Here is a 26,268-nt window from a genome sequence, read left to right on the forward strand (position 1 = left end):
TCTTGTTTCCCTCACCTCGGGGAGAGGGAGGGGCCCGCCGCGTTGGCGGCGGGTGGGTGAGGGGGCTGGCTCCGGCGGCGACTACTCCGCCGGGGCGTGACCAGGCACGACCCCGCCCTTGCCGCCGCGCCGGAGCCAGCGGCCGAAGGACAGGGCGCCGTGGGTCAGGTCCTCGACATAGAGGTACAGCACCGGGGTGATGTAGAGCGTCAGCATCTGCGACACGATCAGCCCGCCGACCACCGCCAGGCCCAGCGGCTGGCGCAGCTCGGCACTCGCCCCCTGGCCGACCGCGATCGGCAGCGCGCCCATCAGCGCCGCCATGGTGGTCATCATGATCGGCCGGAAGCGCAGGGTGCAGGCGCGGTAGATCGCGTCGCGCGCCGGCAGCCCCTCGCTGCGCTGCGCGTTCAGCGCGAAGTCGATCATCATGATCGCGTTCTTCTTGACGATGCCGATCAGCATCAGCACGCCGATGATCGCGATCACCGACAGGTCGGTGCGGAACAGCATCAGGGTGCCCAGCGCGCCGATCGCCGCCGAGGGCAGGCCGGAGAGGATCACCAGCGGGTGGGTGAAGCTCTCATACAGGATGCCGAGCACGATGTAGATCGTCAGCACCGCGCCGAGCAGCAGCAGCCCCTGGTTCTGCAGCGACTGCTGGAACACCTGGGCGTTGCCGGCATAGGCGGTGGTGATGGTCACCGGCAGGCCGATCTCGGCCTTGATCCGGTCGACATCTGCCGTCGCGTCGCTGAGCGACTTCCCGCCGGCGACGTTGAAGGAGATGGTGACGGCCGGCAGCTGCCCCTGCTGGTTGACCGACAGCGGCCCGGCCGTGCGCTCCACCGTGGCGAAGGCGCCGAGCGGCACCAGCTGGCCGTTGGAGGAGCGGACATAGATCTTGTCGAGCGAATCCGCCGACCACGGGAAGGCCGGGTCGAGCTCGAGGATCACCTCGTAGCTGTCCACCGAGGTGAAGATGGTCGAGATCTGCTCGGTGCCGAAGCCGCCATAGAGGGTCGAGCGCAGCGCGTCGCTGGTGACGCCGAGCTGGGCCGCCTTGTCGCGGTCGACCTTCAGCGTCGCCTGCAGGGCGTTGAGCTGCAGGTCGCTGACCACGTCCTGCAGCACCGACGACTTTCGCATCTCGGTCGTCATCTTGCCGGCCCAGTTGTACAGCTCCTGCTGGTTCAGGCCCTGCATCACGAACTGGTACTGGCTGGAAGAGGAGCGGCCGCCGACCCGCAGGTTCTGCACCGGCACGATGTAGCTGTCGATGCCGGAGATCGGGCCCAGCTGGCGCCGCAGGTCGGAGATCACGGTGTCGAGCGGCGGGCGCTGGTCCTTCGGCTTCAGCTGCACGAACAGCCGGCCGGAGTTCAGCGTGCCGCCATAGCCGTTGGTGCCGACGCTCGACACCACGTCCTGGACATAGGGCGAGGTGCGGAACACGTCGCGGACCTGGTTCTGCAGCCCGATCATGGCGTCGAAGGACACGTCCTGCCGCGCCTGGGTGGTGACCTGCAGTTGGCTCAGATCCTCGGTCGGGAAGAAGCCCTTCGGGATCGCCTGGAACAGCAGCATGGTGCCGGCGATGGTGCCGAAGAACACCAGCAGCATCACCGGGCGGTGCGCCAGGCACCAGCGCAGCGTCCGCGAATAGAAGCCGAGGATGGCGTCGAAGCCGCGCTCCAGCGTCCGGCCGATCGCGCCCTCCGGCTTCTCCTCGTCATGGGCGTGCAGGAAGCGCGAGCACATCATCGGCGTCAGCGTCAGCGAGACGAAGGCCGAGGCCGCGATCGACATGGTCACGACGACCGCGAATTCGTTGAAGATGCGGCCGACCACGCCGCCCATCAGCAGCACCGGGATGAACACGGCGACCAGCGACAGGGTGATCGACAGGATGGTGAAGCCGATCTCGCGGCTGCCCTTCAGCGCCGCCTCGAAGGGCTTCATGCCCTCCTCGATGTAGCGGACGATGTTCTCCAGCATCACGATCGCGTCGTCGACCACGAGGCCGACCGACAGGGTCAGGCCCAAGAGCGAGATGTTGTCGATCGAGAAGCCGCAGAGATACATGCCGGCGATGGTGGCCACCAGCGAGATCGGCACCGTGATCGTCGGGATGATGGTGGCCGACAGGCGGCGCAGGAACATGAAGATCACCATCACCACCAGGGCGATGGTCAGGCCCAGCGTGAACTGCACGTCGGTGACCGCCTGGCGGATCGAGGTCGACCGGTCGTTCAGCACGTTGATCTTCACCGAAGGCGGCATGTCGGCGCTGAACTTCGGCAGCAGCTCCTTCACCGCGTCGACGATGGCGACGGTGTTGGCGTCGGGCTGGCGCTGCACCGCCAGCACGATCGACCGGTTCTGGTCGAACCAGCTGGCCGTCTGGTCGTTCTCGACGGAATCGATCACCTTGGCGATGTCGCCCAGCCGCACCGGCATGCCGTTGGGCGACGCCACGATCAGGTCGGCGAAGGCCTTGGCGTCGTACATCTGGGTGTCGGCCTGCAGGATCAGCTGCTGCTGCGGACCCTGCAGGGTGCCGACCGGCGTGTTGACATTGGCGGCGGCGACCGCGTTCTGGACGTCGTCGACGCTGATGCCGCGATGGTTCAGCGCGTCGGGGTCGATCTGGATGCGGACGGCGTATTTCTGGCTGCCGTAGATCGACACCTGGGCCACGCCGGTCAGGGTCGACAGGCTGGGCGAGATCACCTGCTCGGCGAAGGCGTCCAGGGTCGACAGCGGCAGCGTGTCGCTGCTGACCGACAGCAGCATGATCGGCGCGTCGGCCGGGTTGACCTTGCGGTAGCTCGGCGGCGAGGTCATCTCCGGCGGCAGCTTGCGCTGCACCGCGGTGATGGCAGACTGGACGTCGGCGGCGGCCGCGTCGATGTCGCGGTTCAGGTCGAATTCCAGGGTGATGGTGGTCGACCCCTGGGTCGAGGTCGCGGACATCGACTGGATGCCGGCGATGGTCTCGAACTGCTTCTCCAGCGGCGTCGCCACCGAACTCGCCATCGTGTCCGGGCTGGCGCCGGGCAGGCTGGCGGAGACGTTGATCACCGGGAAGTCGGTGTTGGGCAGCGCCGCGATCGGCAGCTGGCCGAAGGCGAACAGCCCGGCCATGACCATGGCGACCGTCAGCAGGGTCGTCATCACCGGACGGCGGATGCAGAGCTCCGAGAGATTCATTTTCGTGTCCCCCGCGCCCGGATCAGGTCGGGCTGACGGCGGAGGCGACGCCGTCCGCGCGCGGCGCCGCCGGGGCCATGCCGGTCGTCTTCTCGGTGATGCGGCTGCCCTGCATCAGCCGCAGCTGGCCTTCGGTCACCACTTTCTCGCCCGGCTTCACGCCCTGGGCGACCACGGCGGTGTCGCCGACCGTGCGGGCCACCGTCACCGGCCGCATCTCGGCGGTGCCGTCCGGCTTGGCGACGAACACGAAGGGGCCCTCCTGGCCGGCCTGCAGCGCCACCGTCGGCACGGTGATGGCGTTGTCCTGGGTGCCCAGCTGCAGCGCCACCCGCACGAACTGCCCCGGCCACAGGGCGAAGGCGGCGTTGTCGAAGGTTGCCTTCAGCGGGATCGTTCCCGACTTGGTGTCGACCGTGCTGTCGATGAAGCTCAGCTGGCCGCTGGCGAGGCGGCGCTGGCCGTCGCTGTCGAAGGCGTCGACCTTCGGCGGCGTCGGGCCGGTCATCGCCGCGCGGATCGCGTCCAGGCTGCGCTCCGGCACGGTGAAGGCGATCCGGATCGGCGTCATCTCGGTGATGGTGACCAGGCTGGTCACCGCGCCGCTGGTGGCGTTGCTGTTGGTGGTGTTGGCCTTGACCAGGTTGCCGGCGGTGACCGAGACGACGCCGAGGCGGCCGGTGATCGGGGCCCGGACCTGGGTGTAGGACAGGGTCAGCTGGGCCTGGTCGAGATTTGCCTGGTCGGCGGCGACGCTGGCCTCCGACCGTTTGGCGGCGGCGATCGCCAGGTCATAGGCCTGCTGCGAGACCGCGCCGGTCTTGACCAGCGGCTTGTCGCGCTCGACATCCACCGCGGTCTGGTCGCGGTCGGCCTGGTCCTTCTCCAGATTGGCCTGGGCCAGGGCAACGGCGGCCTTTGGCGGCTTGTCGTCGAGGGTGAACAGCAGGTCGCCGGCCTGGACGGTCTGGCCGTCGGCGACATGCACCTGCATCACCTGGCTGTCGATGCGGGAGGTGACCAGGACGGTCGCGATCGGCTCGACCGTGCCGATCGCGGAGATGGTGGTGGCGACAGGTTTCTGCTCGACCGCGGCGGTGACCACCGGGATCGACCGGCCCGCGTTCTTCGCTCCGGATTGGCCCGGGGCTTCGGCGGTCTTGCCGCTGCGCTCGATCGCGTCGGCGTTGCCGAAGCGCTGCCATGCGACGGCGGCAACAACGATGCCGAGGACCGCGACGACCCCCAAAACCGAGCGCTTCATGGCCTGATTCCCGCAGCCGGATCGCACCGTAAAAAGGCCTGCCCGCCCCGGTGCCTCACCGACATGTAAGACTTTTGTGCACTGCGATGGGGTTAATAATTTTCAATGCGACCGATGCGACGGAATGCAAAATGCCGCACGAGTAAAGGGCGACCGGCGCAGCCGTATCGGGTCGGAAAGAGAGGGGAGGGGGCGCTCCCCTCACTGTCATAGCCGGGCTTGACCCGGCAATCCAGAAGGTGTCGACGCTCTCTGGATGCCCGGGTCAAGCCCAGGCATGACAGGGAACGGGGAAGGTGCCAGCCTTACAGCCGCCCGTTCACCGCGTCGACGAACACGGCGCGCAGGTCGTCGGCGTTGACCGGCTTGGCGTTGCTGCCGGTCGAGGGGTCGGCCTCGGCCATGCGGCCGATCTCCTCGGCGCGGTTGTCGCCGATGCCGATCTCCTTCAGCGTGTGCGGGATGCCGATCTCGCGGCGCAGATCCAGCACCCAGATCAGGACCGTGTCGAAGCTGGGGTTCGACAGGTCGATGTAGCGGCCCAGCCGCTCCATCCGGCCCTCGATGGCGTCGCGGTTGTGGACCATGCAGTAGGGCATCAGGATGCCGTTCAGCAGGCCGTGATGGGCGTCGTAAAGCGCTCCGAGCGGATGGGCGAGGGAGTGGATCGACCCCAGCCCCTTCTGGAAGGCGGTGGCGCCCATGCTGGCGGCGACCAGCATGTTGCTGCGCGCCTCCAGGTTCTTGCCGTCCTTGACCGCGACCGGCAGCCATTCCCGGATCAGCCGGATGCCCTCCAGCGCGATGCCGTCGGCCATCGGGTGGAAGCCGGGGGCGCAGAAGGACTCCAGGCAATGGGCCAGCGCGTCCATGCCGGTGGCGGCGGTGACATGCGGCGGCAGGCCGACCGACAGTTCCGGATCGGCGATCACCACGACCGGCATCATCTTCGGGTGGAAGATGATGCGCTTCACATGCGCGTCCTCGTCGGTGATGACGCCGGCGCGGCCGACCTCCGACCCCGTGCCGGCGGTGGTCGGGATCGCTATCACCGGGGCGATCTTGGCGGCGTCGGCGCGGGTCCACCAGTCGCCGATATCCTCGAAATCCCACAGCGGGCGCGACTGGCCGGCGTGGAAGGCGATGGCCTTGCCGGCGTCCAGCGGGCTGCCGCCGCCGAAGGCGATGACGCCGTCATGGCCGCCCGCCCGATACACGGCGATGCCGTCGGCGACGTTCTTGCCGGTCGGGTTCGGCTTGACGTCGCTGAACACTGCGGTCGGGATGCCGGCGGCCTCGTTGGCGGCGACCGCATCGACGATCATCGCCAGCTTCGCCAGGCCGGGATCGGTCACCAGCAACGGCTGCTTCAGGCCATGGGCCTTGCACAGGTCCGGCAGCTCCTTGATCCGGCCGGGGCCGAACTTCACCGCGGTCGGGTAGTTCCAGTTGCCTTTGAGCATTCTTGGTCTCGCGGAAAGGGGGCGCCGGTCAGGGAAGCCGCAGGTGGAAGGATTTCGGCCGGGTCAGGTAATCGTAGCCAAGGGTCGAGAGGGTGCAGCCGCGGCCGGAATCCTTGACGCCGGTCCAGGCCAGGGCCGGGTCCAGATAGTCGCAGCGGTTCAGGAACCAGGTGCCGGTCGCGACCTGGTCGCCGATGGCGATGGCGGCGTCGACGTCGCGGGTGAAGACCGACGCGGTCAGGCCGTAGGGGCTGTCGTTCATCAGCCGCACCGCCTCCTCGTCCGACGCCACCTTCATGATGCCGACGACGGGGCCGAAGCTCTCCTCGGTCATCACCCGCATCGAATGGTCGACGCCGGTCAGCACCTGCGGCGCCAGATAGGGCGTGCCGGGCGCGTCGGCGGCGAAGCCTTTGGCGTCGATCAGGGCGCGGGCGCCCTGGCGCACCGCCTCGGCGGTCTGGCCGCGCACGAAGTCCGCGGCGCCGGCCCGCACCATGGGGCCGAGGGTCGTCGCCTCCTCGGTCGGGTCGCCCAGCACGTATTGCCGGGTCAGCTCGACCGCGCCCTCGACGAAGGCGTCGTAGACCGAGGCGTGGACATAGATCCGCTCGATGCCGCAGCAGGACTGGCCGGAGTTGAAGAAGGCGCCATCGACCAGCGTCTCGACCGCGTGCTTCAGGTCGGCATCGGCGCGGACATAGCCGGGGTCCTTGCCGCCGAGCTCGAGCCCGATTCCGACGAAGCGGCCGGCGGCGGCCTCCTCGACCACGCGGCCGCCGGGGACCGAGCCGGTGAAGGCGACGAAGTCGACCGCGCCGCTGCCGATCATCTTCGCCGTGGTGTCATGGTCGGCATGGATGTGCTGGAACACACCGGCCGGCAGGTCCCTGAACGCCTCGGCGAAGCGCTCGGCGCAGAGCGGGGTCTGGTGCGAATGCTTCAGGATCACCGCATTGCCGGCCATCAGCGCCGGGACCACGGCGTTGACCGCGGTCAGGTAGGGGTAGTTCCACGGGGCGACGACGAAGACCGTGCCCAGCGGGTCGCGCCGGATGAAGCGGCGGAAGCCCTCCTTCGGGCCGACATCGATGTCGGCCAGCGCGCCCTCGGCCACCGAGATCATGTACCGCGCGCGCTCCTCGAAGCCGCGCACCTCGCCGGGGGTGTAGCGGACCGGACGGCCCATCTGCCAGGTGATCTCGCGCGCGATCTCCGGCCCGGCGGCGACGAAGGCGTCGACCGCGGCGGACAGCAGGCGCGCCCGCTCCGACACCGGCACGCGCCGCCACTCGGCCTGGGCCACCCGGGCGCGGGCCAGCGTCGCCTCGGCCTCGGCCGGCGTCGCCAGCGGCCGCTCGACATAGACGCCGCCGTTCACCGGCGTGATGGTCTTCAGGATCTGGGTCATTCGTCGTCTCGGGACAGCCTCCCTGCGGCGCGCATCTTGCGGCCATCGCCCCGGATTTCCCAGAAGGATCCTCAGTGATCGGGCTGCCATTCCCGCCGCAGCCGGGCCACGATCCGGCGGCTGTCCTCGTCGACCGGGACATAGGCGACCAGCCGCAGGTCCGGCGCCTCCTCGACCCGGAACACGCTCTGCTCCAGCGCCATCGGGCCGTGCCGCGAGCTGAAGCGCTTGACCGGGTCCGGCCGCCGGGTGACGTCCTGCTCCGGCCACCAGCGGTGGAAGTCGTGGCTGGCCTGGTCCAGCCGGCGGATCAGGGCCAGGAAGGCCGGATCGTCGCGGTGGCGGCCGAACTCGACGCGGAAGCGGGCCAGCATGCCGCGCGCCTCCGCCTCCCAGTTCGGGATCGCGGCGCGGTGCGGCGGGCTGGCGAAGACCAGCCACAGCATGTTGCGGTCCTCGGGCGACAGCGGGGCGAGGTCGCCGAACACCGCCGCCAGCGCAGTGTTCCAGGCGGCCACGTCAAGGCAGGCCGTGGCCAGATAGGCGGGGCCGTCGACCGCCTCGAGCATCCGCCGCAGGGCAGGGGTGACGCCGATGCTCTCCGCCGGCCGCATCGGCGGCGGCCGGTCATGAGCCAGGGTGAAGAGATGGGCGCGCTCGGTCGCGTCCAGCCGCAGCGCCCGCGCCACCTGCTCCAGCACATGGGCCGAGACCTGGATGGCCCGGCCTTGCTCCAGCCAGGTGTACCAGGTGACCCCGACGCCGGCGATCTGCGCCACCTCCTCGCGCCGCAGGCCCGGCGTGCGCCGCCGCGCCGTGGCCGGCAGCCCGACGGCCGCCGGCTCCAGCCGTTCGCGCCGGCCGCGCAGGAACGCCGCCAGATCCTGCCGGTCCCGGGCCCGCCGCTGCTCCGCCATCAGCCTGATGCTCCCAGTACCAGGATAACTTGTCCTCTGGTTCCAGGATAACACGGCCGCGATCCTTGGCTGACGGAAACCGAGGAGGGACGTGATGAGCAGCGAAGACGTGCGGCAACGGTTCCTGGAGTTCCGGGAGCGGCTGTACGGCCGGCACGACCTGGCCGCAGTGGACGAGATGGTGCATCCGGACTTCACCAGCGACAGCCCGCTGATCGCGCCCGGCATCGCCGGCTACAAGGCATTCGCCCGGATGCTGCAGACGGCGCTGCCGGACCTGCAGGCCCTGCGCCACGACGTGGTGGTCGAGGGCGATCGGCTGATGGCGATGGCGCAGTGGCAGGGGACCCATCGCGGCCTCCTGCTGGGTGCGGCGCCGACCGGCGCGGTGCTGCGCTTCGCCACCGCCGACCTGTACCGCCTGCGCGACGGCCTGCTGGCCGAGCATCGCGACGTGGTCGACCGGCTCGACGCCTCGATCGCGCTCGGGCTTGTCCGGCCGGCCGTCAGGTCGCCGGCTTGATCGGCACCGGCCGGGTCATCAGGTCGACATAGAGGTCGAAGAAGCGGCGGTTGTCGAACTGCTTCACCACCTTGACCTTCTGCAGCAGCCTGGTCGGCTGCTCCTGCCAATAGCCGAAGGTGCGGCCGTAGCCGGGGCCGAAGGCGATGTCGACGTCGAGATACAGCTCCTCGACCTCGGTGGCGTAGCTGGGGTCGACCAGATAGGCGAGGGCGAGCGTGTCGAAGACGTTGACCGTCGCCGCCGCGTCCCTGGCATAGGCCTTGGCCATCCAGCTGTCCTTGAACAGCGCCGGAATCGGCCCGTCGCCGGCGACGATGCGGTCGAAATCGGTCTTGGACAGCTGGGTGATGTCGGTGACGTCGAGCGGGATGATGGCCTGGTCGATCGGCTCGCGCATGACGATGCGCGTCGCCTCGGGGTCGATCCAGACATTCATCTCGGCCGCCGGGGTGGTGTTGCCGCGGATATCGACCGCGCCGGCCATGTAGACGATCCGCTTGATCAGCGGCACGATCTCCGGGTTCTTGCGCACGGCCAGGGCGATGTTGGTGGCCGGGCCGATCACCAGCAGCGACACCTCATGCGGGTTGGCCTTGACCGTGTCGACAATGAAGTCGACCGCGTCCTGGTCGCGCAGCTTGGCCTTGGTGGCGAAGCCGTCCGGCGGCGCCACCAGGTCGGCATCGGCCGGCTGCGGCCGGTGGAAGGCGGTCTTGTAGCTCTCGCCGAAGCCGTACAGCGCGCGCTCGCTCTCGAAGCTCTCCGGGTCGTGCACCAGCGGCAGGTTGGCGCCGGCATAGACGCCGACCTTGTCCTCGATGCCCAGGCGCTCGACCGCGCGCAGCGCGTCCGCCACCTCCTGCTTCAGCCAGTTGTTGCCGGTCACCACGGTGACGCCCAGCAGGTCGATCACCCCTTGGTGGTCGAGTTGCGCGGCCATGATCAGGACCTGGCCGTCATCCCCGGCGGTGCTGAAATCGGTGTCGAGGATGATCTTCTCGGCGGCCACGGCCGGTGCCGCGGCCAGCGCCCATGCCGCCACCGCGGCGGCGATCCATCGCTGCATTCCTGTGCCTCCTCCTGTGCGGACGCGCGTCCTTCGATCCGAGTCGCCGGCGGTCCGGTGTCCTACGATGGCACGCTTCTGTTACCGGCCGCAGCGCAGATCATGAGCGGGTCACCTGACAAGTCGGCGGTGCCGGGCGAATCGGTGCCGGTCGGCGACGACCTCGTTCTCTGGCTGATCAAGCGGCTGTGAGCGCCCATTCCGCTGGCATCCGCCCCGAAACAGGGCAAATTTTGGGCAGAATCGAGCGTGATCAATTTTTAATCTTTTTCCGCTTGCGAACCTCGCCGCGGCATGCTTATGTTGCAGTGCGATATGCAGTGATGAGCTGCTGTCGTAACGCACTTCTTGGGCGTTTCCTCCCTAAACTCGGGCCGCAGCGATGCGGCCTGTTTTCTTTTGGGGACAGGCCAAGCCCCCGGACCCCCAGATCAGCCCCCGGCCGTCACGAAGGCGGCGAGCTCCCGTCCGAACCGGTCGGGCTCCTCATAGAAGGGGCTGTGGCCGCTCTCCGCATAGACCGAGAGGCGGCTTCCCGAGTGGATCGCCTTGATCCGCTCCGACATGGCCAGGCGGACCAGCCGGTCATGCGCCCCATGCGTCAGCAGGATCGGGCCGGCATAGGCCTGGAACACGGGTTCGAGATCGGGCGTGGCCGTCCTGACGAAGCCCTCGCCCACGGCCCGCGCCGTCATGCCGTTGACCACCAGCATGCGCTGCAGCTCCGCGCCCGTTGGCGGCTGGTGGAAGCAGGCCTCGAGGAAGCGCGCCGTCTCGGCCGTCCGCTCGGCCAGGTCGGGCGAGGTGGTGGTCCGGGCGAAGGTGCCCGCCAGCGGCGTCAGCAGATCCGGCGAGAGCCGGGTGACCGCGTCGACCAGGTTGATCCCGGCGACCCGCGCGCCGCCGTATTTCCGCAGATACGCGCCGGCCACGTAGCCGCCGAGCGACCAGCCCACCAGGACGGGGCGGCGCAGCTTCGCGGCGGCGATCACGGCGGCGACGTCGTCGGCCCAGCGGTCGGCATCCGCATAGGCGTCGGGGGAGGGCGGCTTGTCCGAATCGCCATGGCCACGCAGGTCGAACCGGACCAGGCGGAAGCCGGCCAGGGCCGGGTCGGCGAACTGTTTGTCCCAGCTCAGCCGGCTCTGGCGCAGGCCGTGGATGAACAGGATTTCGGGCGCCTGCGGGTTGCCCTGCGCCTCTCCTGTCAGCATCGTGCCGTCCGACGACCGGGCGGAGAAGGTCTCCCGGGCCTGTGGGGCCGCGAATCCGAGCCTGGCGTGAACCGCGAGGGCGGCAAGGCCGATCGTTCCGGCCAGGAAGCTGCGTCGTGAGCGATCCATCAGTGTCATCCATGTTATTTATCGATCACTAATCAACCTGTTTGACGCCGGGCGTCAAGATGTTGTTTAGTGGTCGATATGGAACCGGATGCGAAATCGCGCGGCGGGCGGCCGTGGAGCTTCGACCGCGACAGGGCGATCGAGACCGCCATGCGGCTGTTCTGGCGGCACGGCTATGAAGGGGTGTCGGTCGGCGACCTGACCAAGGCCATCGGCATCGCGCCGCCGAGCCTCTATTCGGCCTTCGGCAGCAAGGCCGGGCTCTACCAGGAGGCGCTGAACCGCTACGAGGAGAGCCTCGGTTCGCTCGACATGACGCCCGTCGCCGCGGCTGCCACGCTGGCGGAGGCGGTGCGGCGGCTGCTCGAGGCGGCGGTCCGGGCCGTCACCCATCCCGATCGCGAGCGCAGCTGCATGATTTCCAGCGGGATGACCACCTGCCATCCCGAGCACGCCGCGCTGGCCCGCGATCTCGCCGCCCGGCGCGACGCCATGCGCGAGCGGATCACACAGGCCCTCCGGCCCTTCGCCGATGCGGAGGAGGGGCGCCGCCTGGCCCGGCACCTGGCGGCGGTCATGCAGGGCATCTCGATCCAGGCCCGCGACGGCGCGACGCCGGCGGAGCTGCAGGAGATCGTCGAGGATCTGGTCGCCGGCGTCGCCGCGCGGTTTCCCGGGGGAAGCCTGACCTGGTGACAAAATCCGACGCTTGGTACCGGAGCCGTAAGCCCGCTTGGAGCGGCAAGCTGACGCTGCGCCCTTTCACTCGCGCCGTCCGCATCGCGCCCAATCCGGAGACCGGCGCTCGGCCGGTCGCCGTCATCGCGCAGCACGCCTTTCCGACAATGGGCGAGCGCCCCGGCAGCTCATCCGTTCAGGAACACCCGCGCATGCTCCAGAAAGACCCCCGCATGCTGTGACTGCGCCCCGTGGCTGGCGTCCGGATACATCACGAGCTGGGCGTCAGGCAGGTGCTGCGCCAGAATGAAGGCGTTGATCGGCGTGACGACGACATCCCTGTTCCCATGCACGACCAAGGCGGGCCGGCGGATCCTGTCCAGCATCGCGTAGCGGTCCGTCGAGGGAACGGCGCCCCACTCGCGGATCGCCTCCAACTGGGCGTCTGCGGCCTTCCTGGAGATCGGCGCATCGCGGTCCGCGGTGCGAAGCTTCAGCCGTTCGATATAGGCTCGCCCCGCAGCCTGGCTGGCCTCGCCGGGTGTGAAGAACGCCCCCATGAGCAGGGCGACCGGATCGTCCAGCTCGTCGGCCGAAAGTTCGGTGAAGGTCATGCCTTCTCCGCCCCGCGGTCCCGCGCCCAGCAGGATCATCCGCCGGATCATCTCCGGATGATCCTGCGCCAATTGCTGGGCGATCATGCCGCCGAGCGAGAATCCCATGGCGTCGAAGCTCATGAGATCGAGCGCCCGGCAGAAGTCGACACAGTCCTGTGTCATCGCCGCGACCGTCGGCGGCGTATCGCCCGTCGAGCCGCCGACGCCGGCGTTGTCGAACAGGATGACCTCACGCTCGCGCGCCAACCCGTTCGTCACCAGGGGGTCCCAGTCGTCCAGGGTCGCGGCGAAGTAGTTGAGCAACAGCAGGGGCAGGCCTCCAGGCCTGCCGAAGCGCCGATAGGCGAACCGGACGCCTCCGACCTGAGCGAATTCGGTGGGAGCCGTCTCATGCGTGGCATTGGACATGAAGATATTCCTTGAGGTTCTCCGGCGCGCGGCAGGATCATCCCGGGAACCTGTCGCCGAACATCGGCAGGCCGCTCCGCGACTGCTCACGCGTGGCCTCGTCCTGGATCACGTCCCAGTGCTCGGCGAGCACCCCGTCCTCCAGGCGCAGGATGTCGGCGACGACCCACGCCGCGGGCAGGCCGTGGCCGCTGAACCGCCCGTGCAGGATGACGTAATCGCCGGAGGCGGCCGCGACGTGGTTGTCGTAGCGCAGCGTGTCGGGCAGGGTCTTCACGAGCTCGAACAGCCCCTCCCGGCCCGGCGCGATGTGGGCGCTGTGCTGGATGTAGTTCGGCGACCAGAAGCGCTCCGCCACCGCGTAATTGCGCTTGTTGAAGAGGGCCTCGAAGGCGCTCAGGACGATCTGCACGTTGTCGGCCATGGTCGTACTTCCCCGATAAGGTTGATGATTGACGATGCTGGAAGAGGACTCTCGACCGCCTCAGCTCCGGTAGTCCGGGGGAACCGAGAAGATCACGTTCTCCGGATCGGGCAGGTCCTTGACGCCGCCGGGCAGGAGGGCCTGGGCGGCGGCGACCACGTTCAGAGACTCCCGCACCAGCTTGATCTGGCCGTTCTCGGCCACGAGACGGGCAGCAAACAGGTGATGGGCGGTGCGCCCGGTCGCTGCCGCCGTCGTGTGGGCCATGTATTCGGCGAACACCTGCTCCGGGGTGTCGATCAGGACGCGGGTGTCCTCGGGCTTGAAGGCGAAGTCCGGATAGAGCCCGGCGACGAGGTCTTGGAGTTCGCTGATCGCCTGGCGACCCCGGTGGCGCCAGGGGATGCCCACCGAATGCAGGAACGGCAGCTCGAACACCCCGTCCTCGGCGAACAGGGCGGCGACGTCTTGGCCGCGCGGGACGGCGGCGAGGAATTCGAGCAGCAGGGCTTTGGCGTCTTTCATTGTGATGGTCTTTCGGAACGGGCGTTCGCTGTGTCCCGGGACTCATACGCCTTGCCCCTTTTGGCCGACATGTCATATATGCCACCTTTCTCGCCATGAGGGGCCAACGCATGCGCCGCATCGGTTTCATCGTCTACCCGGGCTTCCAGGCGATCGGCCTCATGGCCTCCTCCGTCTTCGAGATCGCCAACCTGTTGAGCGAAACGCCGGCCTATGAGCTCTCGGTGCTGTCCGAGGCCGGGGGCCTGGTGCGCGGCTCGGCGGCCGTCTCGGTCGAAACCCGTCGGCTGGACGATGTGAGCGGCTACGACACGCTGATCGTCTGCGTCGGCAATGACCTGCCGCAGACCTCGCCGGAGATGCTCGACCTGCTCCGCGCCGCCGTTCCCGTCACGCGTCGGATCGGCGCGATCTGTACCGGCGCCTTCGTCCTGGCCGAGGCCGGCCTGCTACGGGGCCGCCGCGCCACCACCCACTGGATGGTGGCGCGCGAGCTCGCCCTGCGCTTCCCCGACACCCTCGTCGACGAGGACCGCATCTTCGTGGCCGACAAGGGGGTCTGGACTTCGGCGGGCATGACCGCCGGCCTCGACCTCGCCCTGGCCATGGTGGAGGAGGACCTGGGGCCTGGGCTCGCCCGCTCGGCAGCCCGCACCATGGTGCTTTACCACCGCCGCTCCGGCGGTCAGTCGCAGCATTCCGCCCTGATCGAGCTGGAGCCCAAGTCGGATCGCATCCAGTCCGCCCTGACCTACGCCAGGTCCAACCTCAAGAACCCCTTGACCCTGGACGAGCTCGCCGAGGCGGCCCGGCTCAGCTCGCGCCAGTTCAGCCGCGCCTTCCGCGAAGAGACCGGCCAGACGCCGGCCAAGGCGGTGGAGCGCCTGCGGGTCGAGGCCGCCCGCCTGATGCTGGAGGAAGGGCGCCACACGGTGGAGACCGTCGCCTACGAGATCGGCTTCGGCGACCGCGAGCGGATGCGTCGGGCGTTCCTGCGCAATTTCGGGCTTCCGCCGCAGGCCGTCCGCCGCACCGCCCGGCTCTAGTACCTCTGCACGGAGGATTTGACGGGTTGTTGAGGTGCGAGAGGAGGGAGTTCGTTCGGATTGACGAGGAGTTCGATGCTGCGAGCGACGCCCGGCTGTCTGCGGATCAAGCCGAGGCGGTCGAGGGTCAGCACCATCTGATGGACGGACGGCGGGGTGACGCGGAAATAGCGCTGTAGATCGCGTTCGGCCGGAGGGCGTCCGTTGACCTGGCAGTAGGCCCAGACGAAGGCGAGGTACTGGCCCTGCTTTTCGGTGAAGCGGGTCGGCGTGCGCTCTTGGCTCTGGTCAAATAATTGATTCATTTCCGATTCATCCGGGTCTTCGTCAGCGGCGGAGATGGTCCGGATGAATGTAAGATATCGGGTCGAGTTGAGCCAAACCGAGCATGCCACGTTGTCGGCGATGGTGAGCGGCGGCAAGCATCCCGTTCGCCCCTCGCGGTTGCGCTGCATCCGGCGCTGGAACGGCGGCTCCTCCAGCCCGTCCGGCAGCATCACCCCGCCATGGAAGCGCGCCACGGCGCCGGTCTCGATCAGCGGCTTGACGCTGCGCCGGATTGTTTCGGTCGAGACCTCGAAGCGATGCGCCGGCTCGGCGATGCTGTAACTGTCGGACGCGCGCACGGCCCGCTGCGGCGTTCCCTCGCCCCGGAGAATTGCCCTATCGTATCGGCGGGGAGGTGGGAATGCCGGATGCGTCGGACATCATCGCGGGGTTGGGCTGCTGGAGCGGGCGCGTCACCATCGCCCCGTTGGCCGGCGGGCTGACCAACCGCAACTACCGGGTCGACGATGCCGCCGGGGCCCATGTCGTGCGGCTGGGCGCCGACATCCCGCACCACCACATCCTGCGCTTCAACGAGCTGGCGGCCAGCCGGGCCGCCGCGTCCGCCGGCATCTCGCCCGAGGTCGAGCATGCCGAACCGGGCATCCTGGTGACCCGCTTCGTCGCCGGCGAGACGCTGACGCCGGAACGGGTGCGGCAGCAGGCGCCGCGGGTGCTGGAGCTGGTGCGCCGCGTGCATCACGAGATGCCGGCCCATCTGCGCGGCCCGGTCCTGGCCTTCTGGGTGTTCCATGTCGTACGCGACTACGCCCATGCGCTCGAAGGCCGGCGGCCGGCGGCGGAGTTGGCCGGGCTGCTCGGCCGCGCCGCGCAGCTGGAGGCGGCGGTCGGGCCGGTCGAGCTGGTGCTCGGCCACAACGACCTCTTGGCCGCGAACTTCATCGACGACGGGCAGCGGCTGTGGCTGGTCGACTGGGACTATGCCGGCTTCAACAGCCCGCTCTTCGACCTCGGTGGCCTGGCCTCGAACAACGGCTTCTCGGCTGCGGAGGAGGCGGCGATGCTGGACGCCTATTTCGGCGCCCCGACCTCGGCCGATCTGCGCCGGCGCTACGCCGCGATGAAGGCGGCGTCGCTGCTGCGCGAGACGCTGTGGAGCATGGTGTCGGAGATCCACTCGACGCTGGATTTCGACTACGCCGCCTATACCGACGAGAATCTGCGGCGCTTCGAGGGCGCCTGGGACGACTTCCAGAGGATGTGAGATGAACGCCTTTCCCACCCAGGCCCGCGCCGTGGTCATCGGCGGCGGCATCGTCGGGGTCTCGACCGCCTATCACCTCGCCCGGCTGGGCTGGGCGGACACGGTGGTGATCGAGCGGCACAAGCTGACCTCCGGCTCCACCTTCCACGCCGCCGGCCTGGTCGGGCAGCTGCGCTCCAGCGCCAATATCACCCAGCTGCTCGGCCATTCGGTGCGGCTGTACACCGAGCTGGAGCGCGAGACCGGCCTGGCCACCGGCTGGAAGATGAATGGCGGGCTGCGCCTGGCCTGCACCGAGGCGCGCTGGACCGAGCTGAAGCGCCAGGCCACCACGGCCCGCAGCTTCGGGCTGGAGATGCACCTGCTGTCGCCCCAGGAGGCGCAGGATCTGTGGCCGCCGATGCGGGTCGACGACCTGGTCGGCGCCGCCTTCCTGCCGACCGACGGCCAGGCCAACCCGTCCGACATCACCCAGTCCCTGGCCAAGGGCGCGCGCATGGCGGGCGCCACGATCTGGGAGGATACCGAGGTCACCGGCATCGAGACCAAGGACGGGCGGGTGTCGGCGGTGCTGACCAGCCGCGGCCGCATCGCCTGCGAGGCGGCGGTGAACTGCGCCGGGCAATGGGCGCGCGAGCTCGGCCGCATGGTGGGGGTCAACGTGCCGCTGGTGTCGGTCGAGCACCAGTACATGGTGACCGAGCCGATCGCGGGCGTGACCCGCACTTTGCCGACCCTGCGCGACCCCGACCGGCTGACCTACTGGAAGGAGGAGGTCGGCGGGCTGGTGATGGGCGGCTACGAGCCGAACCCGATCGCCTGGGCGGTCGACGGCATCCCCGACGGTTTCAACTTCCAGCTCCTGCAGCCGAACTGGGACCATTTCCAGCAGATCGTCGAGTTGGCGCTGGGCCGGGTGCCGGCGCTGGAGACGGCCGGGGTGAAGGAGCTGATCGCCGGGCCGGAAAGCTTCACCCCGGACGGCAACTTCATCCTCGGCGAGGCGCCGGAGCTGCGTGACTTCTATGTCGGCGCCGGCTTCAACGCCTTCGGCATCGCCTCGGGTGGCGGCGCCGGCAAGGCGCTGGCGGAATGGATCGCGGGCGGCGAGCCGCCCTACGATCTGTGGCCGGTCGACATCCGCCGCTTCGGCCGGGCCCAGGCCGATGTCGACTGGGTGCGCAAGCGGACGCTGGAGCTGTACGGCAAGCACTACACCATCGCCTGGCCGAACGAGGAGCATGCCAGCGCCCGGCCGCTGCGCCGGTCGCCGCTGTATGACCGGCTGAAGGCTCAAGGGGCCTGCTTCGGCGAGAAGCTGGGCTGGGAGCGGCCGAACTGGTTCGCGGCCGCGGGGGAGGCGGCGGAGGAGATCCCGAGCTTCGGCCGGCCGAGCTGGTTCGAGGCGGTGGCGCGCGAGCACCGGGCGACGCGCGAGGCGGTGACCGTCTTCGACCAGTCCTCCTTCGCCAAATTCGCCCTGGTCGGCCGGGATGCGGAGGCGGCGCTGTCCTGGATCTGCGCCAATGACGTGTCGCGGCCGCCGGGCACGCTGACCTACACCCAGATGCTGAACAGCCGGGGCGGCATCGAATGCGACCTGACCGTCGCCCGGCTGGCGCCGGACCGCGTTCACCTCACCACCGGCACCGGCTTCGCCACCCATGATTTCGACTGGATCGCGCGCAGCATCCCGGGGGGTGTCGACGCGCATCTGGTCGACGTCACCTCTTCATATGCCGTGCTCAGCCTGATGGGGCCGAAGGCGCGGGACGTGCTGCAGGCGCTGACCCGCGACGACGTCTCCAACGCCGGTTTCCCCTTCGGCCGGGTCCGACAGCTCGCCGTCACCGGCGCCCCGGTGCTGGCGCTGCGCATCACCTATGTCGGCGAGCTGGGGTGGGAGCTGCACATCCCGACCGAATTCGCCGTCGGGGTCTATGAGGCGGTGATGGCGGCGGGGGCAGAATTCGGCATCGCCAATGCCGGCTACCGTGCGATCGAGACGCTGCGGCTGGAGAAGGGCTACCGCGCCTGGGGCAGCGACATCGGGCCCGACCACACGCCGCTCGAGGCCGGGTTGGGCTGGGCGGTGAAGCTGAAGACCGCCATCCCGTTCCAGGGGCGGGAGGCGCTGGAGGCGCAGCGCGGCCAGCGGCTCAAGAAGATCCTCGCCACCGTCACGGTCGACGACCCGGCGGTGGTGCTGCTGGGGCGCGAGACCATCCTGCGCGACGGCAAGCCAGCCGGCTGGCTGTCCAGCGGCGGCTTCGGCCACACCCTCGGCCAGCCGATCGGCCTCGGCTATGTCCGCGACCCGGCCGGGCTGGACCGCGAGGCGCTGCTGGCCAGCACCTACGAGCTGGAGGTCGCGACCGAGCGGGTGCCGTGCCGCGTGCATCTCGACCCGCTCTACGATCCGCGCATGGAGCGGGTGAAGGGGTAGCAAGATCCGGGCGAGTCAGACGGGCAGGGGCGCGTCCGGCTTCACATGGGCGATCGACGCGTAAGTGTGGGTCTCCCTGACGCCCGGCAGGGGCAGGATCACCCGCTGCAGGAAGTCCTGGAACGCCGCCATGTCGGCGATCCGGGCCTTGACCAGATAGTCGAAGCCGCCGACCACCATGTGGCACTCCAGGATTTCCGGCGCCCGCCGCACGGCCTCGGCAAAATGATCGAAGACCTGCGGGGCCGTGTGGTCGAGCCGGACCTGGATGAACACCAGCGTCCCGCGCCCGAGCTTCCGAGGGTCGAGCACGGCCCGGACCGCCGTGATGAACCCGTCGCGGAACAGCCGCTTGACCCGCTGGCTGGTGCCGGTCGGGGACAGGCCCACCCGCCCGGCAAGGTCGAGGGTCGTGCGGCGTCCATCCTCCTGCAGCAACCGCAGAAGAGTGCGATCGACTCCGTCGAGGTCGCTCATGTCAAAAGCACTTTCTAACGGACACTTCAGTTCTGATTTCACTCAAAAATCGTAAATTCAACGTATTTTGTCGCGCGGATCGTCGCAATAGCCTTGTTGGCATCGAGACCATTCTTGCCGTTCCCGACCGGGGCCGGCTCTCAGGAGGTTGAGAATGCCGAAGGCCGAGGCTGCTTCGATCGCTCTCCCGTCGCTGTCGAAGGGAGAGACCAGGGTTTTGACGTTGAGCGAGGCGGATGTCCGGGCATGCATCGACCCGCTGCAGTTGCTGGATGCCCTGGATGCCGGCTTCAAGGCCCTGGCGCTGGGCCGGGTCGTCACCCCGGCGCGGCCGCAGCTCGACATCCCGCAGGCCGGCTATTCCCTGGCGATGCCGGCCTGGACGGACGGCATGAATCTGACGGTGAAGATCGTCAATGTCTTCGAAGGCAACATCGGCCGGGGCATTCCCAGCCATCTCGCCACCATCCACCTGTTCGATCCGGCCAGCGGCCTGCCGGTCTGCATCATGGACGGCACCTACATCACGGCGGTCCGGACCTCCGGCTCCGCGGTGCTGTCGGTGCGCGAGCTCGCCCGCCGGAACGCCAGGGTTGTCACCGTGGTGGGGGCGGGCGTGCAGGCCGACCAGCATCTCCGCCTGCTGCCGCTGGTGCGGGACTTCGCCGAGATCCGCGTCGCCTCGAAGCGCTTTGAGGATGCCGAGGCCCTGGCCGCGCGCCATCCCGGCGTCACCCCGGTGGCCGAGCTGGAAACGGCCGTCCGCTCATCCGACGTGGTCTGCCTGGCGACCCATTCCTATGAGCCGGTGATCGACGCCGGCTGGGTCCGTCCGGGCACGCATGTCTCGTCGGTCGGGGTCGCGCCGCCGGGCGGCGAATTGCCGGTCGCTTTGGTTCGCGCGGCTACGCTCTATGTCGAGACCAGGGACGCTTTCGAGCCCACCCCGGTGGGATCCTGCGAACTGGCCGGCCTCGACCCAAACACCGGCATCACGCTCGGCGACATGCTGCTCGCGCGACGGCCGGGGCGTGTCTCGGCGGATCAGATCACGGTCTACAAGGCGATGGGGACGGCGATGGAGGACATGGTGGCGGCAGACCTCGCCTATCGCCACGCCCGCCGGTTGGGCAGGGGCACGATGATCACTCTGTAGAGGCCCTGGGTCAGATCGCCTCGTCCCCGACCTTGTGGCCGAGGCTATCCTTCACAACGCCGGCCGCGCGAAAAAGGGCTCTGGACTTAAAGTTTCCTTGAACTTGTAGCATCCCCTCGACTCACCACCAATCGAGGGGCACATCATGGACCAACTCCGCATCGGCCTGATCTACGGCAGCGTCCGCGAAGGCCGGTTCTGCGACACCGTCGCCGGCTGGGCGGCCGGCGAGATCGAGCGGGCCGGCGGCTTCGCGCTCGACCCGATCGACCCGCGCAGGCTCGGCCTGCCGGACTGGAGCGGCCGAAGGGACGGGGAGGGCGTCGCCGTCTTCCGCGAGCGCATCGACCGGGCCGACGCCTTCGTCGTGGTCACGCCGGAATACAACCACGGCTATCCGGCCGTGCTGAAGTTCATGATCGACTGCGCCTATGCCGAATGGCAGGCCAAGCCGGTGGCCTTCGTCTGCTACGGCGGCATCTCCGGCGGCCTGCGGGCGGTGGAGCAGCTGCGCCTGGTCTTCGCCGAGCTGCATGCGGTGACGCTGCGCGACACGGTCAGCCTGGCCTTCGCCCCGCGCCGCTTCGACGCCGCCGGCCGGCTGATCGAGCCGGAGCAGACCACCGCCGCCATGGCGGTGATGCTGAAGGCGCTGCGCTGGTGGGCGACCACCCTGCGCCAGGCCCGCGCCGTCGCCCCCTATGCCGAGGCGCTGGCGTAGCGTCAGGACCGGCCAGGTGACGACTCTCCCGACGTCGGCTCAGGCGGCGGACGGCCGGACCACGATCGCTATCGCGGTCCCCACGCCTTGACGACCGATTGATAGTTCAGCTTGGGGGCCTGCTGTTCGACCGGATAAGTGGCGGGCTGCAGCCACCACCAGTTGTTTGGAGGTGGATCCCACCGCGGGTATGCGGTCTTTGCCTGATAATTCTGTTTCGGAAGCCCCCAGCTGCTGTCCTGCCCAAAGCGCATGATGCCGAAGGTCTTCTCCGCACCAGCTTCCCAGGGACGCTCTTCGTTCAGGAAAACGCAGGCGCCCAGCATCATGCCATTGCTGCCGCCGGGCTTCGACGCCGCGATCTGTTGCGAGAGCAATTCTGCCTGCAGGGCTTCACTGCCGGCGTATTTGATGCTCGAGCCGAGTTCGGTGAACATGACCGGCGGAATCGGGATGTTGTATTTCTTCCAGTAGTTGGGCAGGCGGTTGTTCAGGAAGTCCTGGATGTCGGAACCCGGGTTCTGGGGATTGGTCGAAAACACGATGCGCTGGTTCCAGAAATCAGCCGCATCGATGTTGCCGATCTTGCCCTGCCGCATGAGGACGTCGCGCACCTTCTTGAGATAGGCCGCACCCTGAATGCCGTCCTCCGTGCCGAATGACGTGCACACCATCATCGGCAGCCGGTTCGGATCCAGGACCGAGTTCTTTGCCTCCCATTCGGCGATCCAGGTCATGACGGTGACCACGTGCTCAGGCTTCCGGTCGTGCCACAATTCGTACTCGTTGAAGATCTTCCACATCCCGACGCCCGGAATGGGCGCTTTGGCGGGGGGCGGGTTGGGCGTATAGATTTCGCCGATGATGGCCTCGACATTCTGTCGAGCCAGGACGGTCTTGCCTTGGCTGAGGAGATCCATCGTGTAGTTGCTGATGGGAATGGTCGCCCTCATGCCGAGATTGGCGCAAACTCGGAGGAATTTGACATGTTCCAGGAACAGCAATAGCCGCCCGCTTTGGTCCTTCTGCGAGACGGGCGCGGCCCAATCATAGCAATGAATGAAGTTGATGCCCAATTTCTGTTGAAAACGATAGAGATCCTTCCGTCCTTTCTCTCCCATATTGTCCGGATTTGTGTATCCCCAAAGCTCCTCGAAGATATTATTATAGAAATCTGAATTTTCGTACAGCATTCCTGGTCCGGAAGTCTTAGTATAGTCGCTTGGCCCAGGCATATACGCGATGCCCTGAATGTTCGCGACACCGAATTTCCTGCACCGATCAATCGCCGTCATGTTGGCCATGGACGATACTCCAATTTTTGAGTTTTATACAAAGAACAAGAGTTCGGGCGCTAAAGGCAGGATTGCAACACAAGCACGCCAGCCCCGCCGCTATCGACGATCAGCATCATGCCATGCATGCCCACGGCTTCAGCCGCGATCGGGTTCAAGTTCCTGTCTGGAATTAACTAATTTTAGACAATTCCGAAAAGAAGTTTTAAGTAACTGCCGGCACGCCTTAGATTCATTGCGGAGGCTACCATCCATCGAAGTATCGACCGATGACGTTTTGTTGGCAATTGAAATCATTTGATATCGGGATCTGTTCGGCATTGGTCTCACCCTGGCAAGGACTCGACCGGCGGGAACTGCTGCGCCGCTTCGCCGGCCTTCGATTCAGCCTCCAGGCACCCGGCACCACCGACGGGACCGGTCTGCAACATATGTTGTTGTGTTGCATGTTAGGAAACTTGTCGCTATCACCATCCGCCGTCCCGAAGAGACTGCTTCGGGTTGGCACGGCGTTGCGGCGCCACCGGTCCAGGCAGCGGACCCGGCTGTCCCCGGGGCATTGGGGGAGGGGCTCGCATGGCGCAGATCATCAATGGCGATGGCGGAGACAACACGCTCACCGGTACGGATGTGGGGAACGTCGGCAATCCTGACGGCATCGACATCATCAACGGGCTCGCCGGCGACGACACGCTGATCGGCCTGAGCGGCGACGACACCATCCGGGGCGGCCTGGGCGCCGACATCATGATCGGGGGCGACGGCATCGACACCGCCACCTATGCCGCCGCGGCCGAGGGCGTGGAGGTCGACCTGAACAGCGGCGCCACGGTTGGCGGCGAGGCGCGGGGCGACACGCTGGTCGACATCGAGAATCTCGTCGGCTCCGGCTTCAACGACGTCCTGGTCGGCAATGACGGGGCCAATACCCTCTCCGGCGGCGGCGACGAGGACCTCTTGACGGGCGGCGCCGGGGCGGACGTGATCGATGGCGGAGATGACAGGGACATCGCAAACTACCGGACGTCATCGGCGGGGGTCCGGATCGACCTGGCGGCAGGCACGCTGGCGGGCGGCGATGCCGCGGGCGACACGCTGATCGGCATCGAGAGCCTTTGGGGCTCGGACTTCGCCGACCGGCTGACGGGCGACGCCGGAGACAACAACTTGGCCGGTTTCGACGGCGACGACGTGCTGCGCGGAGGGGCCGGCGCCGACTTCCTCGTCGGCGGCGCCGGCATCGACCAGGCCAACTACCAGGGCTCGGCTTCGGGCGTTGTGATCGACCTGCTGGCTGACACCGCCTCCGGTGGCGATGCGGAGGGCGACGGTGTGCATGAGATCGAGAACCTGTACGGGTCCAGCCATGACGACCAGTTGACCGGCGACAACGGCCGCAACGTCCTCGGCGGCGAGAACGGCGACGACGCCCTCATCGGCAATGGCGGCGACGATTCCCTGTCCGGAGAGGCCGGCAACGACAGCCTCACCGGCGGCGATGGGGCCGACCGGCTGGTCGGCGGGGCCGGGATCGACACCATCCATGGCGGCATCGGCAATGACTCGGTCGACGCCGGCAGCGAGAACGACCAGGTCTTCGGCGAGGCCGGCCACGACAACATCCTGGGCGGGGCCGGCGACGACCAACTCGACGGCGGCGACGGCAACGACACGCTCGAAGGCGCGGCGGGATTCGACACGCTGACCGGCGGCGCCGGCATCGACACGGCCAGCTACACCGGCTCCGCCGCCGGGGTCTCGGTCAATCTCGCGACGGGCGCCGTCGCCGGCGGCGACGCGGTGGGCGACACCTTCAGCGGCATCGAGCAGGTTCTGGGCTCGGCCCAGGCCGACATCCTGACCGGCGACGCCAGCGCCAACACGCTGTGGGGTATGGGCGGCGGGGATGTCCTGACCGGCGGCGGGGGAGGCGACGTGCTGAAGGGCGGCGTCGGCGCCGACCGCTTCGTCTATGCGGTCCTGTCCGACAGCGCGGTCTCCGGTCTCGGCAAGGACACGATCCGGGACTTCGCGGCCGGCGACGAGATCGACCTCTCGGCGATCGACGCGGACGGCAATTCGTCGAACGGCGACACCGCCTTCACCTTCGGCACCGGCGACTACACCCGTCATGCCGGCGAGCTGCGGGTGGTGACGGCGGGCTCGATCCAGGTGGTCTATGTCGACGTCAATGGCGACAAGGTCTCGGACTTCGCCATCAACGTCACCTCCGACCACGCCCTGACCGCCGGCGACTTCGTGCTGTAGCCCGCCCGAGCTGGCCATGCTGCGCCAGGCCCGCGCCGTCGCCCCTGTGCCGAGGCGCTGGCGAAGGTTTTCACAAAGAGAGCCCCGCCGGAGAGGCGGGGCTGAGGGGTCCAGTGGTGGAAGGGAGCTCTCGCACCCCCCAAGAGAGAGACGATCCGGGGTCGTGTTCTATTCCAGAATCGGAGTCCGCAGGCCGGCCCGTCCCGCGCCGCCGCCACTATCCGGCCGCATTGCCGGGGCAGGCTGGCCGCGAATGGTGGAGTGACGACCGATGACTCGACATACACTCGCGCCTGCCGCTCTCGTGCTCTTTCTGGCCGCCGCCGGCCCGGCGCTGGCCGACAGCCAGTCCAGCAACTCCTCCTCCAACTGCTCCAACGGCCGCTGCACGCGGGTCGAGACCTATGACGTCGAGGACCGTCACGGCAGCTACGGCTGGACCCGGGTGGAGACCTGGGACGAGCAGCCTCGGCGCCGCTCCCGGCCGCCGCCGGTGGTGATCGTCCTGCCGCCGCGCGACGACGACGACGAGGACTGACCGCCTCACCGGGCGAAGGTGGCGAGGGCGACACCGCCGAGGGTCAGGGCCAGGGCGCCGATCTCGCGCAGGCCGAACGGGTCGCCCAGCAGCGCCACCGAGGCGAGCACGCCGACCACCGGCGCCAGCAGCGACCCGATGGTGGCGACCGAGGCCGGCAGCCGGCGCAGCGCCGCGAACCAGCAGACATAGGCGAGGCCGAAGGCGAGGACGCCGCCATAGACCAGCGCCGCCCAGGCCCTGGCCTCCAGCGCCGCGAAATCCGGCTGTTCGAGCAGTTGCCACAGCAGCAGCAGCGGCAGCAGGCCGAGCCCGGTCTGCCACGCCACCAGGGCGGTCGGCGGCATCGCCACCGGCGCCCGCTTGGCCAGCACGGTGCCGAGCGCGAACAGCATCGACCCGGCCAGGGCGAAGGCCACGCCGGGCAGCTTGGCGGCGAGATCGGCCTCGCCCGGCGTGCTGTGCGCCACCAGCAGCACGATGCCGGACAGGCCGAGCACCAGGCCGACGCCGCGGCGCATGGTCGGCCGCTCGCCCAGCAGCGGCCAGGCCAGCAGCGCGGCCCAGATCGGCAGGGTGTAGGCCAGGATCGTGGTCTCCGACGCCCGCAGCCACAGCAGCGACAGGGTGGTCAGCGCCATCCAGGCGGTGACGTTGAGCGCGGCGGCCAGGCACAGCCGGCCCCATTGGCCGCGCGGTGGCATCAGGGATTCGCGCCGCGCCAGGGCGATCGCCAGCACCAGGGCGGTGCCGATCAGGCCGCTCGCCGCCCGCACCGAGAAGGGCGGCAGCACCGCCACCAGATACTTCACCAGCGGCCAGTTGAAGCCCCACATCAGGCTGGTCGCGACCAGCAGGCCCAGCCCCTGGACCGAGACCCCCGGAGCCCTTGGTGCGGCGTTCGTCACCATCCG

The 26,268-nt window shown here is 68.4% G+C and carries 23 protein-coding genes; 9 read left to right on the top strand and 14 right to left on the bottom strand.

The window, feature by feature from the left end; translation table 11 throughout:
* Positions 1-81: 81 nt before the first annotated feature.
* The 5 genes from ACTOWL_RS03950 to ACTOWL_RS03970 form a co-directional block, all read right to left on the bottom strand.
* Entirely contained in the window at positions 82-3,213 is a 3,132-nt protein-coding gene (locus ACTOWL_RS03950) for an efflux RND transporter permease subunit (protein ID WP_441319886.1), read from the bottom strand.
* Positions 3,214-3,235: 22 nt separating this feature from the next.
* The gene (locus tag ACTOWL_RS03955; RefSeq protein ID WP_441319887.1) at positions 3,236-4,477 is read right to left on the bottom strand and encodes an efflux RND transporter periplasmic adaptor subunit; all 1,242 of its coding nucleotides are present in this window, start codon (positions 4,475-4,477) and stop codon (positions 3,236-3,238) included.
* 305 nt (positions 4,478-4,782) lie between these two features.
* On the bottom strand, positions 4,783-5,940 hold the full coding sequence (locus ACTOWL_RS03960; protein ID WP_441319888.1) for an iron-containing alcohol dehydrogenase: 1,158 nt from the start codon (positions 5,938-5,940) through the stop codon (positions 4,783-4,785).
* Positions 5,941-5,968: 28 nt separating this feature from the next.
* The gene (locus ACTOWL_RS03965; protein WP_441319889.1) at positions 5,969-7,351 is read right to left on the bottom strand and encodes an aldehyde dehydrogenase family protein; all 1,383 of its coding nucleotides are present in this window, start codon (positions 7,349-7,351) and stop codon (positions 5,969-5,971) included.
* A gap of 71 nt (positions 7,352-7,422) precedes the next feature.
* Positions 7,423-8,268: a helix-turn-helix transcriptional regulator gene (locus tag ACTOWL_RS03970; protein WP_441319890.1), complete on the bottom strand. Its 846-nt coding sequence runs from the start codon at positions 8,266-8,268 to the stop codon at positions 7,423-7,425.
* A gap of 94 nt (positions 8,269-8,362) precedes the next feature.
* Between ACTOWL_RS03970 and ACTOWL_RS03975 the strand changes: the two genes are divergently transcribed.
* Positions 8,363-8,791 (top strand): ester cyclase, encoded by a 429-nt coding sequence (locus ACTOWL_RS03975; RefSeq protein ID WP_441319891.1) that lies wholly within the window; start codon positions 8,363-8,365, stop codon positions 8,789-8,791.
* On the opposite strand, the gene ACTOWL_RS03980 is transcribed toward ACTOWL_RS03975, so the two are convergent.
* Positions 8,775-9,860, bottom strand: coding sequence for a nucleoside hydrolase (locus ACTOWL_RS03980; protein ID WP_441319892.1), 1,086 nt, complete (start codon positions 9,858-9,860; stop codon positions 8,775-8,777). The genes ACTOWL_RS03975 and ACTOWL_RS03980 overlap by 17 nt on opposite strands.
* A gap of 431 nt (positions 9,861-10,291) precedes the next feature.
* Positions 10,292-11,203 (bottom strand): alpha/beta fold hydrolase, encoded by a 912-nt coding sequence (locus tag ACTOWL_RS03985; protein WP_441319893.1) that lies wholly within the window; start codon positions 11,201-11,203, stop codon positions 10,292-10,294.
* A 78-nt stretch (positions 11,204-11,281) separates the two neighbouring features.
* Between ACTOWL_RS03985 and ACTOWL_RS03990 the strand changes: the two genes are divergently transcribed.
* A complete protein-coding gene (locus tag ACTOWL_RS03990) occupies positions 11,282-11,899 on the top strand; it encodes a TetR/AcrR family transcriptional regulator (protein WP_441320021.1) in 618 nt (205 codons plus the stop codon).
* Between the two features lie 170 nt (positions 11,900-12,069).
* Here ACTOWL_RS03990 and ACTOWL_RS03995 read toward each other — a convergent pair whose 3' ends face one another.
* The 3 genes from ACTOWL_RS03995 to ACTOWL_RS04005 are packed head-to-tail and all read right to left on the bottom strand — an operon-like array spanning position 12,070 to position 13,855.
* A complete protein-coding gene (locus ACTOWL_RS03995) occupies positions 12,070-12,906 on the bottom strand; it encodes an alpha/beta fold hydrolase (RefSeq protein ID WP_441319894.1) in 837 nt (278 codons plus the stop codon).
* A 37-nt stretch (positions 12,907-12,943) separates the two neighbouring features.
* Positions 12,944-13,330 (bottom strand): nuclear transport factor 2 family protein, encoded by a 387-nt coding sequence (locus ACTOWL_RS04000; protein WP_441319895.1) that lies wholly within the window; start codon positions 13,328-13,330, stop codon positions 12,944-12,946.
* Between the two features lie 60 nt (positions 13,331-13,390).
* Positions 13,391-13,855, bottom strand: a complete 465-nt coding sequence (locus ACTOWL_RS04005; protein ID WP_441319896.1) for a nuclear transport factor 2 family protein — start codon at positions 13,853-13,855, stop codon at positions 13,391-13,393.
* A gap of 110 nt (positions 13,856-13,965) precedes the next feature.
* On the opposite strand from ACTOWL_RS04005, the gene ACTOWL_RS04010 reads away from it, so the two are divergent.
* Positions 13,966-14,901, top strand: coding sequence for a GlxA family transcriptional regulator (locus ACTOWL_RS04010; RefSeq protein ID WP_441319897.1), 936 nt, complete (start codon positions 13,966-13,968; stop codon positions 14,899-14,901).
* Here ACTOWL_RS04010 and ACTOWL_RS04015 read toward each other — a convergent pair.
* Entirely contained in the window at positions 14,898-15,527 is a 630-nt protein-coding gene (locus ACTOWL_RS04015) for a DeoR family transcriptional regulator (protein ID WP_441319898.1), read from the bottom strand. The two genes, ACTOWL_RS04010 and ACTOWL_RS04015, sit on opposite strands and share 4 nt — an antisense overlap.
* Positions 15,528-15,589: 62 nt before the next feature.
* Between ACTOWL_RS04015 and ACTOWL_RS04020 the strand changes: the two genes are divergently transcribed.
* Both ACTOWL_RS04020 and ACTOWL_RS04025 read left to right on the top strand, forming a co-directional pair.
* Positions 15,590-16,453, top strand: a complete 864-nt coding sequence (locus tag ACTOWL_RS04020) for a phosphotransferase (protein ID WP_441319899.1) — start codon at positions 15,590-15,592, stop codon at positions 16,451-16,453.
* 1 nt (position 16,454) lies between these two features.
* Positions 16,455-18,899: a GcvT family protein gene (locus ACTOWL_RS04025; protein ID WP_441319900.1), complete on the top strand. Its 2,445-nt coding sequence runs from the start codon at positions 16,455-16,457 to the stop codon at positions 18,897-18,899.
* A gap of 15 nt (positions 18,900-18,914) precedes the next feature.
* Here ACTOWL_RS04025 and ACTOWL_RS04030 read toward each other — a convergent pair whose 3' ends face one another.
* A complete protein-coding gene (locus ACTOWL_RS04030) occupies positions 18,915-19,376 on the bottom strand; it encodes an Lrp/AsnC family transcriptional regulator (protein ID WP_441319901.1) in 462 nt (153 codons plus the stop codon).
* Between the two features lie 154 nt (positions 19,377-19,530).
* Here ACTOWL_RS04030 and ACTOWL_RS04035 point away from each other — a divergent pair, with 154 nt between their 5' ends.
* Together ACTOWL_RS04035 and ACTOWL_RS04040 are read left to right on the top strand one after the other, a co-directional pair.
* Positions 19,531-20,532, top strand: coding sequence for an ornithine cyclodeaminase family protein (locus tag ACTOWL_RS04035; protein ID WP_441319902.1), 1,002 nt, complete (start codon positions 19,531-19,533; stop codon positions 20,530-20,532).
* 145 nt (positions 20,533-20,677) lie between these two features.
* Positions 20,678-21,253, top strand: a complete 576-nt coding sequence (locus ACTOWL_RS04040) for an NADPH-dependent FMN reductase (protein WP_441319903.1) — start codon at positions 20,678-20,680, stop codon at positions 21,251-21,253.
* Between the two features lie 68 nt (positions 21,254-21,321).
* Here the strand turns inward: ACTOWL_RS04040 and ACTOWL_RS04045 are convergent, their stop codons facing one another.
* Positions 21,322-22,557 carry a hypothetical protein gene (locus tag ACTOWL_RS04045; RefSeq protein WP_441319904.1) on the bottom strand — a complete coding sequence of 412 codons (1,236 nt, stop codon included), beginning with the start codon at positions 22,555-22,557 and terminating at the stop codon, positions 21,322-21,324.
* A gap of 567 nt (positions 22,558-23,124) precedes the next feature.
* On the opposite strand from ACTOWL_RS04045, the gene ACTOWL_RS04050 reads away from it, so the two are divergent.
* Complete coding sequence (locus tag ACTOWL_RS04050; RefSeq protein ID WP_441319905.1) at positions 23,125-24,816, top strand: calcium-binding protein; 1,692 nt, start codon at positions 23,125-23,127, stop codon at positions 24,814-24,816.
* A gap of 271 nt (positions 24,817-25,087) precedes the next feature.
* The gene (locus ACTOWL_RS04055; RefSeq protein ID WP_441319906.1) at positions 25,088-25,354 is read left to right on the top strand and encodes a hypothetical protein; all 267 of its coding nucleotides are present in this window, start codon (positions 25,088-25,090) and stop codon (positions 25,352-25,354) included.
* Positions 25,355-25,359: 5 nt separating this feature from the next.
* Here the strand turns inward: ACTOWL_RS04055 and ACTOWL_RS04060 are convergent, their stop codons facing one another.
* Positions 25,360-26,265 carry a DMT family transporter gene (locus tag ACTOWL_RS04060; protein WP_441319907.1) on the bottom strand — a complete coding sequence of 302 codons (906 nt, stop codon included), beginning with the start codon at positions 26,263-26,265 and terminating at the stop codon, positions 25,360-25,362.
* Between the last annotated feature and the right edge of the window lie 3 nt (positions 26,266-26,268).

The sequence above is a fragment of the Inquilinus sp. CA228 genome (assembly GCF_052078665.1).
Taxonomy (GTDB): Bacteria; Pseudomonadota; Alphaproteobacteria; order DSM-16000; family Inquilinaceae; genus Inquilinus.